Origin of the sequence: Plantibacter sp. CFBP 8775 (assembly GCF_014839505.1) — a bacterium.
Classification (GTDB): domain Bacteria; phylum Actinomycetota; class Actinomycetes; order Actinomycetales; family Microbacteriaceae; genus Plantibacter; species Plantibacter auratus.
The window spans coordinates 598,051-611,768 of sequence record NZ_JACYNV010000001.1; the positions used below are offsets into that span (position 1 = coordinate 598,051).

Below are 13,718 nucleotides of genomic sequence, written 5' to 3' on the forward strand. Positions count from 1 at the left end.
CGCGTCACGACCTGACCAGCTCGAAGACGATGCTGCGGTGGACGGGGATCCGCTGCTCGACGTGGTAGCCGAGCGCCTCGAGGTCCGCCACGTTCGGAGAGGTGCTCGAGCCCTCGACGACCCAGACGGTGTCGTGGCCGATGAGCCGGTCGTGGATCTCGGACAGCGGCGCGGCGAGATCCCAGAGCTCGGGGCGGTCGCGGTAGCTCGTCTCGAGCGCCACGTCGTCGAGGCCGGCGAAGGCCTGCGGGTAGAGGTCGATCGCGAGCCGCGACTTGCGCGAGGGCTTCACCGACTGGTCGAAGACGACCGCGTCGCCCGGCGAGGCATGGGCCTGGACGATCTCCGCGGTCTGCCGGAGGTCGCTGCCGTCGTCCTTCGCGAACGGGCCGCGCTGTTCCGCGAGGACCGGGATCGCGAGCGCCAGCACGAGCGCGACACCGACCGCGGTCGCCACCGCGCGGTCCACCCGCTTCGGCAGGAGGTCGACGATCGTCCGGAGTCCGAGCGCCATCATGATCGCGACGGCCGGGACGCAGAAGGTGACGTAGCGCAGGTTGTACATCGGCGTCACGAGGGTGTTGCCGATGATGAGCAGCGCGGTCGGTGCGAGCGCCCAGACGGCGATCATCGCCAGGGCGCGACGCTGCCGGGACGATCGGCGCACCACGAGGACCCCGATGGGAGCGAGCACGATGAGTAGCCACGCGAGCACGGCGAACACCGGCGTCTGGAACCACTGGCCGACGAGCACCGATTCCGGCGTCGCGTAGTCCCGCCTGCCGAGGAACGCGATCTGCTCGCGCTGCGCGATGCCCGCGATCACGATCGGAGCGCCGAGGACCAGTGCGCCGACCAGGGACCAGCCCCACGCTCGCATCACCCTCCGCCCGGGGCGTTGGAGCACCATCCACGTGGCGTGCACGAGAAGGAGCATCGCGAGGTACAGGAACAGGTACATCGAGGCGGCGCTCGCGATGGCGAAGAACGCCCAGCTGCGGCGTGACGTGGACCGGCGGCGCACGAGCGACACGAACCAGACCGTCAGCCACACGACCGCGGCCATGCCCAGCGCATAGGAACGCGTCTCGGCGCCCATCCGTGTGACCTGGGGGATGACGGCGAACACGAGGCCCGCCGTGATGCCGATCGCCGGGGTGAAGATGGACCGCGCGAGCACGACCGTGCCGGCCGCGGCCAAGCCGACGCCGATCGCGCTCGGGAACCGCGTGACGGCCTCAGCGGTGCCGAAGGCACCGGTCCAGACGTGCAGGAACGCGTAGTACAGGCCGTGGACGGCGTCGATGTGGCCGATCATCCCGAACATGACGGGGAGGGGGCGTTCGGCGGCGAGGACGCTCGCCGCCTCGTCACCCCAGTACGACGGCGTGCCGATGCCGATGAGCGAGACGAGGGTGGCGAACAGGCCGACGACCCAGGGTGCGACGCGGCCGCCGAGGAGGGTGTGGAGGGCGTCCCACCGACGGCGCGAGGGCGCGGTCGGGACGGTGATCGTCGCAGTCATGGGTTCCCCTCGGACGCGACAACCTGGCGCGTCGTCTCATCGTCCGCCGCTCGGATGAACGCCAGCAGAGAGATTCCTGAGAGGCCGCGGGGGATCCTGCCGGGACCCCACGGCAGGAGCCCGGCCGCCCCGGTGGGGAGTTGTCCCCATCGCGCGGCAACGGCGCGCGGGACAGACTGCTGGAGTCCGCCGCCGAAAGGAATCCCGATGCAGCTCTCCCGCGTCACCGCCCTGATCACCCTCCCCGTCGCAGCCATGCTCGTGCTGGCCGGATGCTCCACGCCGTCGGCCCCCGACGCGAAGCCGACGGAGAAGGCTTCGTCGTCTGCGACGTCGAAGCCGACCTCGACCGGATCGGCGGACGGTGAGGTCACCGAGCCTGGAGCGCAGGTCGGGATCGATGAGCCGATCGTCTACGAGTCGCAGGGCACCGACGGCGTCACCGCGCTCATCAGCGCGAAGCTGACCGAGGTCACCCCCGCGACGGCCGACCAGGTCGCGTTCCTCAAGACGCAGTTCGACGGCGGAGAACTCGACGGCTACGACATCACGCTCATCCGGCTCGAGATGACCAAGGTGTCGGGCGACCCGGTGGCGTTCAACAGCGACGCGACCTCCTTCTCGCCCGTCGACGCCGATGGCGAGAAGGTCCAGGAGGCCACACTCATCGGGTGGGACGAGTGCGGATCCGAGTCGTTCACCGAGGAGTTCGATGCTGGCGCGCCGATCACGCAGTGCTACGTCGCGGCGGCTCCCGCCGGTGGCAAGGCTCCGGCTGGCCTCATGTACGAAGGCGGTTTCACCGACCCGAACCCCTACGACTCCTTCGACGGCGACCCGATCCTGCTCATCAAGGACTAGCTGTACTGCGGGCTGAGTGCCCTTCGACAGGCTCAGGGACCGGGGCGGTCCGGGTGCTCCTCTCCCGGTCACTGAGCTTGTCGAAGTGCCCACGAGGATGCCGTCCGGCACGTCGTCAGGCTCTGGGACCGGAGCGCTTCCGGGCCCACGTCTCCCGGTCACCGAGGTGATGCGGCCCGAACTCCCCTTCGACAGGCTCAGGGACCGGAGCATCGCGGGTGAACCTCTCCCGGTCACTGAGGTGGCGCAACCGGAGTGCCCTTCGACAGGCTCAGGGACCGGAGCGTTCCGGGTGAACCTCTCCCGGCCACTGAGGTGGCGCAACCTGAGTGCCCTTCGACAAGCTCAGGGACCGGAGCATCGCGGGTGAACCTCTCCCGGTCACTGAGGTGGCGCAACCGGAGTGCCCTTGGACAGGCGCAGGGACCGAAACGTCGCGGGTTGACATTCCCCGGTCACTGAGCCTGTCGAAGTGCCCACGAGGAACCCCTCGACAGGCTCAGGGACCGGGGGGTCAGAACGGTGCCGGATCGGGTGCCGTCCGATGGTGTTTCCCGTCGGGTGTCGTCCAGTCGAGGACCCCGCCGGGTCCGTGGTCGAGGTTCCACCCGGGCAGATGCTTCATCCGGTGGTGATGTCGACAGAGACAGGCGAGATTGCCGACATCTGTCGGGCCGCCGTCTTGCCAGGCAATCGAATGGTCCAGGTCGCAGGCCCTGGCTCGTCGCCCACAGCCCGGTGCCCGACAAGTGCCGTCCCGTAGCCGCACCGCGCGTTGCAGGTCGGCCGGAACGCGGTACTGGTTCCGCCCGACGGAGAGGATCGCGCCGGTTTCGGGTTGGACGAGGATCCGGGCGAAGCTGGGTGCGTTCACCGCGATACGTGCCGCGGTCTCCGGATCGATGGGGCCGTAGCCGTCCAGCGTCGCCGGGGCGTCGCTCACGCCGGCCATGCTCAGCGCCGGGACCGTGATCTGCACCGTTGGCTTGATGTGCTCCTGGACCTCGATGGGGTGCGGGAGCACCGGGCTCGACATGACGTCGTCGGGCGTGACGCCGGTGAGTGCGAGGGCTGCCAAGGCGTCCGCCTGCAGCTGGGCGCAGGTGCGGGTGTCACCGGCCTTGCATGACTCGGCCGCGGCCGCCTCGACGCGCTCGACGATGCCCTGCGCGATCGGCGCCGTGGTGAACAGGTGCACCCACGCCATGCCGTCGGCGGCCGGTTCGAACTCGACGCGGCGGTCGGCTTCGGAGCGGACCGCTCGAGCGGTGATCGACTCGGGGTGGAGTCGCTCGCGCAGCACTCGGGCGCGGCCCTTGAGCCCGGCGGCGGTCATGCGCTCCGCCACGGGGAGGACTGCTTCGAGGAACGCGGCCCGGCCCGCGGGTGGGACGTCGCAGAGCTGGTCGGTGATCACCTGTGCGTGCCGCGCCGAGATGCGGCCCGCTTCGAGCGACGCCAGCACGGCCGGTGCGTCGTTCACGAGACGTTCGGCGTCGTTGGTCGCACGCTGGATCGTCCGTTCCGGCGTTCGCGTCGCCATCGCAAGGGCCGCGCAAGTGGAGCGGCGGGAGAGGTCCTGCCGTTCGGCCGGCGGGAAGATCGCCGGGACCGTGGCGTCGGCGAACGCGTCCGCATAGGCGGCGGAGCGGGCCAGGAGGCGCGCTTTCTTCGCGTCCAGGGCGGCCTGCTGCCGGTGGAGCTCCGCCCACGCATCCGAGAACTCCACCAGCCGCGCGGCGTACTCGTCGCTCGCGCGGATCGCGGTGGTGGTGGTCTCGGTCATGGGACCAGTCCACCATGGACCACTGACATTCCAGATGCTGAGTCGAGCTGGTTGTGGAACATCCTCGTGTGCCCTTCGACAAGCTCAGGGACCGGGGGAGGAGTGCCGGATTGGAGGAGGGTCTCCGTGGGCCCTTCGACAGGCTCAGGGACCGGGGGAGGTCCACCGGGTTGGCGGGGTTTCTCCGGGGGCGGTGAGCCGAGTCGCCCCCCCCCCCCCCCCGCAGACAGACGAACGCCGGTGACCCGAGCGGGGCACCGGCGTTCGTGTGATCGGGAGGTCAGTTCTTGAACGCGTCCTTCACGTTCTCACCGGCCTGCTTCACGTCGGACTTGGCCTGGTCGGCCTTGCCCTCCGCGACGAGCTTGTCGTTGTCGGTCGCCTTGCCGACGGCCTCTTTGGCCTTGCCCGCGAGGTCTTCGGCGGCGTTCTTGATCTTGTCTGCTGCGCTCATATGGTGCTCCTCACATGTTCTTCGGGCTGTCGATCCGCACTGATCGAATCCGACAGGGCGACCTGGTGGACGCTCTTCACTTCTACACCCGGGAGCTCCACGTCCGGGCGGGGCTCCAGCAGACTCCCAGAGAACTCCCCGGACCGCTGCACCAGCACACCCGTCGTCGGTTCGTCCCCGACAGCCAGGACCCTGGCCATCAGACCACGCCGCTCGTGCCGAGCAGGGTGCCGATGGCGAAGGTGACGGCGAGGGCGAGCGCTCCACCGACCACGACCCTGACGGTCGGGCGGAGCGCGGGGTTGCCGCCGATCCTCGCGCTCGTGAAGCCGGTGAGCGCCAGCGCGATGAGCACGACGACGAAGGTGATCGGGACGCGCACCTCGGGTGGCGGCAGCAGGATCGCGAGCAGGGGGAGCAGCGCCCCGATCGTGAAGGCGAGCGCCGACGCGCCGGCGGCCGCCCACGGGCTGACGACCGCGTCCTCGGTGATGCCGAGTTCGGCCTCGAGGTGTGCCGTGAGCGGGTCGTGCGCGGTCAGCTCCTCGGCGACCCGCCTCGCGGTCGTCGGCTGGAGCCCCTTCGCCTCGTAGATCCCGGCGAGTTCCGCGAGCTCCGCCTCGGGGTCGTCGGAGAGCTCCCGCCGCTCCTTCGCGATGAGGGCCCGCTGGCTGTCCCGCTGGCTGCTCACCGACACGTACTCGCCGAGGGCCATGGAGATCGCGCCACCGACGAGCCCCGCGACACCCGCTGCGAGGAGCGGGGCGCTGTCGGTCGTGGCACCGGCGACTCCGACGACGAGGGACGCGACGGAGACGATGCCGTCGTTCGCGCCGAGCACACCCGCACGGAGCCAGTTCAAGCGGCCCGCGAGGTCACCGCGGTGCGGTTCGTCCGGGTGGCCGCCGGTCGGTGGTGAGGAGCTCATGGATGCATCCAAGCACTGCGCAGGCCGCCTGCGCACGGTTCCCGGCCGATCCCCCACCCGATCGCCTAGAATGGAGGCTGGTGCGCCGGGAAGTCTGGTCGGCGGGCGATCGATCGAGATCGCTCTGCTGCTCGACCGAACCCTCACCCGAAGGATCCGCATGCCCGACGCGCACCGCTCCCACGACCTGCCGGCCGACCAGGCCCCGCACTCGATCTGGCGAGGCATCCACCAGACGCTCCAACAGGACACCGTCGGTGGTGCCCTCCTCGTCGTCGCCACCGCACTCGCGCTCGTGCTCGCCAACACCGGCGCCTCCGAGTTCTACCTGAGCGTCCGGGACTTCACCTTCGGTCCGGAGGCGCTCCATCTGAACCTCTCCGTCGGTGCCTGGGCGGCCGACGGACTCCTCGCGATCTTCTTCTTCGTCGTCGGTCTGGAGCTCAAGGAGGAGTTCGTCGCCGGCAAGCTCCGGAACCCCAAGACCGCGGTACTCCCCATCGCCGCCGCGGTCGGCGGAGTGGCCGTGCCCGCCGTCATCTACGTCCTCGTGAACCTGAGCGCCGGGCCCGACGCATTGCAGGGATGGGCGATCCCGGCCGCCACGGACATCGCGTTCGCCGTCGCGGTGATCGCGGTGGTCGGCAAGTTCCTGCCGCCGGCACTGCGGACCTTCCTGCTCACGCTCGCCGTGGTGGACGACCTCATCGCCATCAGCATCATCGCGATCTTCTACACCGACCACATCGAGTTCCTGCCGCTGGCGCTCGCCGCGGTGCCGCTCGCCGTCTTCGCCGTGCTCGTCCAGCGCGGCGTCCGGGCCTGGTGGGTGCTCATCCCGCTCGGTCTGTGCACCTGGGCGCTCATCCATGCCTCCGGTATCCATGCGACCGTCGCCGGCGTGCTGCTCGGCTTCATGGTGCCCGTCTTCTCGACCAAGCGCGCCCGCGTCCAGGTGGGGACCACCGCCGAGGGGCGCCCGGTCTACGAAGGCCTCGCTGCGCACTTCGCCGATCGCTGGAGCGTCGTCTCCACGGCGGTCGCCGTCCCGATCTTCGCCTTCTTCTCCGCGGGCGTGGTCATCGGCGGGATCTCCGGGCTCGTCGAGTCCTTCCAGGACACCATCGCGCTCGGCATCATCGCCGGGCTCGTCCTCGGCAAGCCGATCGGCATCCTCGTGACGACGTTCCTCGTCACCCGCCTGCCCGGCCTCGGCCTCGACCCGTCGATCCGTTGGGTCGACCTCGTCGGGATGGCGTTCGTCGCGGGCATCGGGTTCACGGTGTCGCTGCTCGTCGGTGAGTTGTCCTTCGGCGTCGGCAGTGCGTCCGACGACCACGTCAAGGTCGGTGTGCTCGCCGGCTCGCTCATCGCCGCCGCCATCGGTGCCGCGATCCTCGCCGCCCGCAACCGCGTCTACCGGCGTGCGGTCACGGCTGGATCCGAGCAAGCGCCGAGGTAGGTGCGGGCATCCGATCAGAGCCCTGCAGGGTGGTACCGCATCGTGTGGGAGTGGCTTCCGGAAGAGTGTGGCTGGAGCGCCTCGCGCAGCGCTGCGGTGTCACGACCCGAGATCAGGGATCAGGCGGCCGGCGCGGCTCGCGATGCCGGCCAATTGACGGTCGAAGGTCGCGAGGGAGACATCGTACTTCTCTGCCGTGGCGAGAACGCACGTATCGGGCATCTTCAGCCCCCACTGTGCTCGCAGTCGGGCCAGGGCGAGCGGTTCGTCGGAGCCGAGTTCGGCCACCTCGACGCCAATGCCTCTCAGGTCGTGCCAAACCTGATCCTCGAGATTGCGTTTCGCGGGCCCCACCAGGATCTCGGCAGCGGTGAGTGGGTGAACGAGGTAGCCGGTGGGGTGTTCTTCGAGCAGGGCGACAGCGGCGCCGTGGTGAGCATCCGACCCATCGAGGAAACCGATCAGAACGCCCGCGTCGAGGACGATCACTCGGCCCAGCCTTCGCGGACCTGATCCAAGTAATCGGCTTCATACAGTCCGGTGTACCTGCCCGCTGTGTCGAGGATGCGCGCGCGACGGCGCTCCGCGGTGGACTGCTCACCGGCTTCAAGCGCCTTCGCCCCTGCATCCAAGAGGTTCAACAGCAAGGCGCTCTCACGATCCTCGTTCGGCCAGTGCATCCGAGCGACCTCGAGTGCGTGTTTCACCTGCGGCGTGTGGGTGAGGTTCGTGCGAGCGTGCTTCGTGGGCATAATTCAGTGTAACACTGCGCGTTTCGGTGTAACACCGAATTCTGCCGACCGCGCGATTCCCGAGCGTGCACCGTGGGCTCGATGCAGTGAGCGTCACCGGTCACGGCTGGAAGTAGTACGCCGAGTGCAGGCGGCAGCCAGGATTGAACCGGGCGTCGCAGTTCGGGCAGGCGTCGACCTCCAGGTAGCGGTCGATCGTCAGTTCCGTCGAGCACACGCCGCACAGGATCGCCTCGCGGTCGCGCTGCTCGCGAGGCCACTGCTCGGCCGGGTGGTCGGCGCACTCCGCGTGGCACAGGTGGCACGGGTAGTACTCGCCGCAGCAGGCGAAGCGGATCGCGATGACGTCGAGCGCGGTCGCGTAGTGGACGCAGCGCGTCTCGTCGTCGACCGTTTTGCCGAGGACGCGCACGGTGTCGTCGCCGCTCATCGGACGCCCCGGGCGGTGAGGGCCTCACCGAGCTCGTCTGCGTGCTTCAGCGACACCACGAGGAACGGCACGACGAAGGTCACGAGGTTCGACCCGGCCCCGCGCGCCCGCTGCGCTTCCCGGACGCTCGTGGCCAGGCGGGCGAGGACCGGCACCGTGTTGATGGCGACGGCGAGCATCAGTGCGATGCGGGAGGGATCGACACCGAAGCGACCCAGGGGCCGGAGGACGCGCTCGAAGGCGTCGAGCAGGTCGGCGACGCGCGTGCTCAGCACGAGGAGCGCCGCGAGCAGGATGGCGGCGACGATCCGGGAGGTGTTCGACACGGCGGACTCGACGTCGAGGAACAGCAGTTGGCCGGCCACCGTGATCGTGATGATCCAGCGGATGAGCAGGAGCTGCCGTCCGAGCTCGCCGAGGCCGAGGCCCGAGGCGAGGTAGGCGAGGACGGTCACGGTGGTGGCGATGCCCGCGGTCCACCAACTCGTCGGCAGGAGCGAGATCGCGAGCACCACGACGAGGATGCCGAGCGCCTTCGGGCCGGCCGGCGCGCGGTGGAGCCAGCCGGAGCCAGGACGGTAGAGGGTGATCACGCGGTCACGCCCGCAGACTCGCGCGGTAGGCCGCGATCACGTCGTCCGGTGCGCCCTGCGCGACGACCCGGCCACCGTCGAAGAGCAGCGCGGTGTCGCAGCGGGCGGCGAGCTCCAGGTCGTGGGTGACGAGGAGGAGCTGATGGCCCGCCTCGGGATGCAGGAGGTGGTCGGCGACGGCGGCGCTGTTGCGGGCGTCGAGGTAGGCGGTGGGTTCATCGGCGATGAGCAGCGCCGGCCGGCGGATCACGGCCCCGCAGAGCGCCAGCAACTGCTTCTGGCCACCGGAGAGTTCGTAGGCGGACCGGTCGGCGAGCGCCGTCAGACCGAACTCGTCGAGCGCATCGGCGACCTGCGCGGCGATGTCGGCCTTCGACGCCTTCGTGCCGCGGAGCGAGAACGCGACGTCCTCCGCCACCGTCGGCATGACGATCTGCGCGTCCGGGTTGCTGAACACGATGCTGACGAGTCGTCGGAGGGTCGCCGTGTCCTTGGCTGCGTCGACCCCGTGGACCTGGACGCTGCCGAGGGTCGCCCGGGTGAGGCCGCCGACGAGCCGCGCGAAGGTGGACTTCCCCGAGCCGTTCGCCCCGATGACCGCGATGCGCGCATCGTCGAGGTGGAGCGTCACGTCGTCGAGTGCGACGGTGTCGCCGAGACGTGCGGTGACGCCGTCGAGACGGATGGCGGATGACTGGTCGATGTCCCCGATCATCGCACGACCTCGAACACCGCGGCGACGCCGAGACCGCCACCGACCGACGCTGCCGCCACCCCGATCGTGCCCGCCGGAGCCCCGCCGCGGACGAGCCGCGAGAACAGGCGGACCACGGCGACCGCACCGCTCGCGCCCCACGGATGACCGAGCGCGAGGGCGCCACCGTCGGCGCAGAGACGCTCGTCGTCCTCGGCGACACCGAGTCGGTCGAGCACGGCGAGCGTCTGGGCCGCGAACGCCTCCACGATCTCGAACGCGGCGACCTGCGCGAGGTCCACGCCGGCCCGATCGAGGGCGTCGAGGATCGCCGGCGCGGCCCCGATCCCCGGCAGTGCCGGGTCGCAGCCGACGACGGCGTGCGCCCGGACGGCGAGACCGGGAGTCGTGCTCCCGTGGGCGGGCCCGCCGGGCATGACGAGCACGGCGGCCGCACCGTCGCTCACCCGGCAGGTGTTGCCTGCGGTGAGGGAGCCGTCGGTGAAGAGCGGCGTGAACCGGGGGAGGAGTCGCTCGATCCCGCTGCGCGGCGCCTCATCGTGCTCCGCCGCCCCGATCAGCGCGACGAGCTCGTCGGTGAACCGTCCGGCGGCGACGGCGCTCGCCGCACGATGCGTGCTCCGCGCCGCGTAGGCGTCCTGGCGTTCGCGGGAGATCCCGTCGTGCTCGGCGAGGTCCTCCGCGGCGCGGGTCATGTCGGGGTCGTGCCATCCCGCCGGTGCGAACGGTGCGCGTGCGTAGGCGACGCCGTCGACGGAACGGGTCGGCGCGGTCGACGCGCTCTCGACACCGCCGGCGATCCGTGGCCGATGGTCGCCGGCGCTGATCGCCGTGGACGCCTCGATGATCGCCGCGAGGCCGCTGCCGCACTGCCGGTCGACGGTGAACCCTGGAACGTCGAAGCCGAGGCCGGCCCCGAGCGCGGCGACGCGGGCCGGGTTGCCGCCGGGGCCCATGCAGTTCCCGAGGACGACGTCCGCCACCACCGGCGGCAGGCCCAGGACGTGCGTCGCATCGTCCTGCACGGCGCGGACGACGGGGACCGCCAGCTGCTCGACCGTGAGTGCGGCGAGGGCGCGCCCGCGCGTCGCGATCGGCGTCCGTCGGGCCGCGACGATGCGCGGGAGGGCGTGCGACTCAGTCAAGGGACGCCACCGTCCCTGCCGCGAGTCGGTCGGCGAGCTCCGCGCGGGCTGCCTTGCCGGTGACGGTGCGGGGCAGCTCGTCGACGACGAACCACCGTCGGGGCCGATGGGTCGGCGGCAGCAACGGTGCGAGGGCGTCGCGGAGCATCGCGCGGGTCGGACGCGCGCCCGGGTGCAGTTCCAACACGGCCGTCACGAGCGATCCGACCCCGGCGTTCGGCAGACCGAGCACGACGGCGTCGTCCACCTCGTCGAGTCGGCGCAGAGCCTCCTCGACATCGGCGGGGATGACGGTCGCCGCGGCCGTGAGGATCGCATCGTCGGATCGGCCGAGGAGCGTGACGATCCCGTCGTCGATCCGTGCGCGGTCGCCGACGGTGGACCAGTCACCGTCGCGTCGGAGCGGGCCGTCGCCCTCGAGGTACCCGGTCGCGATGAACGGCGATCGGACCCAGAGGACGTCGTCGTCGCGGACCTCGGGCTCGACGCCGGGGAAGGCACGGAGGCCCGGTCGATCCGGATCGGCGCCGTCGTCGACCGCCACGAAGGAGAGCTCGGCGGCTCCGTAGTAGGACACGACACGGATGCCGAGGTCCTCCGCCCTGGCGCGGAGTCCGGGGTCGAGTGAGGCGCCTCCGATCAACGCCACCCGCAGGCGGGGCGGCACCTCGCCGTCGAGCAGTGCCCGGAGGCCGTTCGGGGTCCCGTGGAACCGGGTCGCGTCACGGGCGTCGTCGGGGGTGAGCGCGTGGGTGGTCGGGAGGGCGAGCGAGCAACCGACGGCGGCCGCATGGGCGACCGAGAACAGCGACAGCGACGACGCGGGCGGCGACGACAGCGCCAGGACGTCGTCCGGCCCGAGGTCGAGCAGCGCGCCGACGGCCGGGAAGGAGTCCGCCCACGACGCGGCGGTCCTGAGCACGATGCGCGGCTCGCCCGTGGTTCCGGAGGTCAGCGTCGCCCACCCCTGGCCAGGCTGTGGACCGGACGCGGTGCTGCGGTCGCGCACGGAACGCCAGTACGACTCGCTCCACCGGTCGTCGCCGATCAACGGCACGCCGCCGGCCGCCCGCACCTCGAGCGCCCGACGGACGAGGTCGGTCGGCGCCCCGCCGCGCAGCGGGACGAGGTGCCCTGGACGCACGGTCATCCGATCCGGGCGGGCTCGCCGGGACGCGTGGAGCCGGCGCCGGCCGCGTTGCGGAACGCGCGCGGGTAGGCGCGGGCGAGCGTCATCGTGATGACCGTCGCGAGCACGACCTTCACGAGGTCGCCGGGCACGAAGACGAGGCTCTGCAGGGCGGTCTCGCCGAGTGGCAGGCGGGTGACGAGCGACTGCACCGGGATGCCGAACGCGTAGATGACGCCGATGCCGCCGGCGAAGACGCCGAGCGCGGTGCGCCACCAGCGCAGCCGACTCCCGCCGGCGTGCACGATGAGCCCGATCACGAAGACGCCGACGATCCAGCCGAGGAGATATCCGGCACTCGGTCCGACGAAGACGCCGATCCCGCCGCGACCGCCGGACAGGAGAGGGAGGCCGATGGCGACGAGCGCCAGCAGCACCAGCATGGAGAGCATGCCGCGCCACGGGCCGAGGATCGCGCCGGCGAGCATGACGCCGAGGGTCTGCGCCGTGATGGGCACCGCGCCGAGCACCGAGAACGCGCCGGGCAGGCCCAGGGCGGCCACGATGGCGGCGAACACGGCGATGCGTGCGATGTCGGTCGCGTCGATCCGGAGTCTGCTCATGCTGGGTCCTTCGTCGGGATGGTCGGTTCGCCTGGGGCGGGTGGATCGCACCTGAACGGTGTTCACCTGAACAGCGTTCACTATAGTGGTGCTCATGTCCGGTCCCGAAACAGTGCGTCGCCATCGGCGCGACGATGTGGCTCAAGTGGCCCTCCGCATCCTCGACGATCACGGCCTGGCCGACCTCACGATGCGCCGCCTCGCCGCGTCGCTCGACGTCCAGCCGAGCGCGCTGTACTGGCACTTCGAGAACAAGCAGACCCTCATCGCCGAGCTCGCCGACCGGATCGTCGATGCGCACCCGGCGCCGGTGGACGCCGTGTCCGAGGCCGGTTCCGATTGGCGCGAGCGGACGCGCGTGGAGGCGGAGGCGCTGCGTGACGCCCTCCTCGCCTATCGCGACGGGGCCGAGGTGGTGTCGAGCACCTACGCGCTCGGGCTCGGTTCCGGGCGGGCGCTCACCCGGCTGACGGACGCGGTGTCGGTGGCCGGGTTCGACGAGGCGACGAGTCGACGTGCGGGCACGGTGCTGCTCCACTTCATCCTCGGGCACGTGTCGCACGAGCAGCAGCGGATGCAGTACGACAGCGTCGGCGTGCTGGCTGACGCTGCGACGGATCCGCTCGGCCAGGAGGACCAGGCACAGGCGTTCGCCTTCGGGGTCGGTCTCCTGGTCGACGGCCTGGCGGCGCTCTCCGTCCGCTGACGGCTCGTCGTGCGCGATAGCACAGGGTGGATGGAACCGCCCACCGTCTGGATCGGCGGCGGCCCACGGTAGCGTTGGTGCAGGCAGGACGCGAGGGAGGCAGGCGATGGCGAAGGGTGATGACGACGACGTCGACATCGTCATCGACGCCTGGGCGAACGCGTTGCCCGACGTGGACTTCGCACCGCTCGACGTGGTGTCCCGCCTCCGCCGGCTCGTGCCGCACCTGCAGGAGGTCCGACGCCTGTCGTTCGCCGCGAGCAACCTGCGGCCGTGGGAGTTCGAGTTCCTCTCCATCCTCCGCCAGCACGGAGCGGACGGGCTGACGCCGTCCATCCTCGCCACCCGACTGGGCATCACGAGCGGCAACCTCGCGAGCCAGCTCGATCGTCTGGCCGCTCGCTCGCTCGTCGCCCGGCAGAAGAACGAGGCCGACGGCCGGAGCAAGATCGTCGTCCTGACGACCCTCGGTCAGCAGCGGGTCGACGAGGCGATGCGGCGGCTGGTGGACGACGAGAACGCGATGCTCGCCGGGCTCAGCCACGAGCAGGTGGCCGTGCTCATCGAGAGCCTCCGGGTCATCGGCGCGGCGCTCGAGCGTCGGTAGGG

General features: G+C 70.9%; 16 protein-coding genes. 4 read left to right on the top strand and 12 right to left on the bottom strand.

What is annotated here, in order from left to right:
- Nucleotides 1–4: 4 nt before the first annotated feature.
- A complete protein-coding gene (locus IFR14_RS02815; protein ID WP_191940146.1) occupies nt 5–1,525 on the bottom strand; it encodes a glycosyltransferase family 39 protein in 1,521 nt (506 codons plus the stop codon).
- Nucleotides 1,526–1,732: 207 nt separating this feature from the next.
- On the opposite strand from IFR14_RS02815, the gene IFR14_RS02820 reads away from it, so the two are divergent.
- Complete coding sequence (locus IFR14_RS02820; protein WP_191940147.1) at nt 1,733–2,386, top strand: hypothetical protein; 654 nt, start codon at nt 1,733–1,735, stop codon at nt 2,384–2,386.
- Nucleotides 2,387–2,900: 514 nt separating this feature from the next.
- Here the strand turns inward: IFR14_RS02820 and IFR14_RS02825 are convergent.
- The 3 genes from IFR14_RS02825 to IFR14_RS02835 form a co-directional block, all read right to left on the bottom strand.
- Entirely contained in the window at nt 2,901–4,172 is a 1,272-nt protein-coding gene (locus IFR14_RS02825; protein ID WP_191940148.1) for an HNH endonuclease signature motif containing protein, read from the bottom strand.
- Nucleotides 4,173–4,452: 280 nt separating this feature from the next.
- Nucleotides 4,453–4,626: a CsbD family protein gene (locus IFR14_RS02830; RefSeq protein ID WP_086472763.1), complete on the bottom strand. Its 174-nt coding sequence runs from the start codon at nt 4,624–4,626 to the stop codon at nt 4,453–4,455.
- A 199-nt stretch (nt 4,627–4,825) separates the two neighbouring features.
- On the bottom strand, nt 4,826–5,554 hold the full coding sequence (locus tag IFR14_RS02835; RefSeq protein ID WP_137242670.1) for a VIT1/CCC1 transporter family protein: 729 nt from the start codon (nt 5,552–5,554) through the stop codon (nt 4,826–4,828).
- Nucleotides 5,555–5,714: 160 nt separating this feature from the next.
- Here IFR14_RS02835 and nhaA point away from each other — a divergent pair, with 160 nt between their 5' ends.
- Nucleotides 5,715–7,016 (top strand): Na+/H+ antiporter NhaA, encoded by a 1,302-nt coding sequence (gene nhaA / locus IFR14_RS02840; RefSeq protein ID WP_191940149.1) that lies wholly within the window; start codon nt 5,715–5,717, stop codon nt 7,014–7,016.
- A gap of 99 nt (nt 7,017–7,115) precedes the next feature.
- Here the strand turns inward: nhaA and IFR14_RS02845 are convergent, their stop codons facing one another.
- From IFR14_RS02845 to IFR14_RS02880, 8 genes are all read right to left on the bottom strand, one after another.
- Nucleotides 7,116–7,505, bottom strand: coding sequence for a PIN domain-containing protein (locus tag IFR14_RS02845; protein ID WP_191940150.1), 390 nt, complete (start codon nt 7,503–7,505; stop codon nt 7,116–7,118).
- The gene (locus tag IFR14_RS02850; RefSeq protein WP_191940151.1) at nt 7,502–7,768 is read right to left on the bottom strand and encodes a hypothetical protein; all 267 of its coding nucleotides are present in this window, start codon (nt 7,766–7,768) and stop codon (nt 7,502–7,504) included. Before IFR14_RS02850 ends, IFR14_RS02845 begins: the two co-directional genes overlap by 4 nt.
- Before the next feature lie 100 nt (nt 7,769–7,868).
- A complete protein-coding gene (locus IFR14_RS02855; protein WP_191940152.1) occupies nt 7,869–8,198 on the bottom strand; it encodes a CHY zinc finger protein in 330 nt (109 codons plus the stop codon).
- Nucleotides 8,195–8,791 (bottom strand): energy-coupling factor transporter transmembrane protein EcfT, encoded by a 597-nt coding sequence (locus tag IFR14_RS02860; RefSeq protein WP_191940153.1) that lies wholly within the window; start codon nt 8,789–8,791, stop codon nt 8,195–8,197. The genes IFR14_RS02855 and IFR14_RS02860 overlap by 4 nt, the downstream gene beginning before the upstream one ends.
- Before the next feature lie 4 nt (nt 8,792–8,795).
- Complete coding sequence (locus IFR14_RS02865) at nt 8,796–9,506, bottom strand: energy-coupling factor ABC transporter ATP-binding protein (protein WP_159877003.1); 711 nt, start codon at nt 9,504–9,506, stop codon at nt 8,796–8,798.
- Nucleotides 9,503–10,651, bottom strand: a complete 1,149-nt coding sequence (locus IFR14_RS02870; protein WP_191940154.1) for a thiolase family protein — start codon at nt 10,649–10,651, stop codon at nt 9,503–9,505. Before IFR14_RS02870 ends, IFR14_RS02865 begins: the two co-directional genes overlap by 4 nt.
- Nucleotides 10,644–11,801: a class I adenylate-forming enzyme family protein gene (locus IFR14_RS02875; RefSeq protein WP_191940155.1), complete on the bottom strand. Its 1,158-nt coding sequence runs from the start codon at nt 11,799–11,801 to the stop codon at nt 10,644–10,646. Before IFR14_RS02875 ends, IFR14_RS02870 begins: the two co-directional genes overlap by 8 nt.
- Complete coding sequence (locus tag IFR14_RS02880; protein WP_191940156.1) at nt 11,798–12,403, bottom strand: biotin transporter BioY; 606 nt, start codon at nt 12,401–12,403, stop codon at nt 11,798–11,800. Before IFR14_RS02880 ends, IFR14_RS02875 begins: the two co-directional genes overlap by 4 nt.
- Before the next feature lie 94 nt (nt 12,404–12,497).
- On the opposite strand from IFR14_RS02880, the gene IFR14_RS02885 reads away from it, so the two are divergent.
- Nucleotides 12,498–13,109, top strand: coding sequence for a TetR/AcrR family transcriptional regulator C-terminal domain-containing protein (locus tag IFR14_RS02885; protein ID WP_079704628.1), 612 nt, complete (start codon nt 12,498–12,500; stop codon nt 13,107–13,109).
- Nucleotides 13,110–13,215: 106 nt separating this feature from the next.
- On the top strand, nt 13,216–13,716 hold the full coding sequence (locus tag IFR14_RS02890; RefSeq protein ID WP_079704629.1) for a MarR family winged helix-turn-helix transcriptional regulator: 501 nt from the start codon (nt 13,216–13,218) through the stop codon (nt 13,714–13,716).
- The last annotated feature ends 2 nt before the right edge of the window (nt 13,717–13,718 follow it).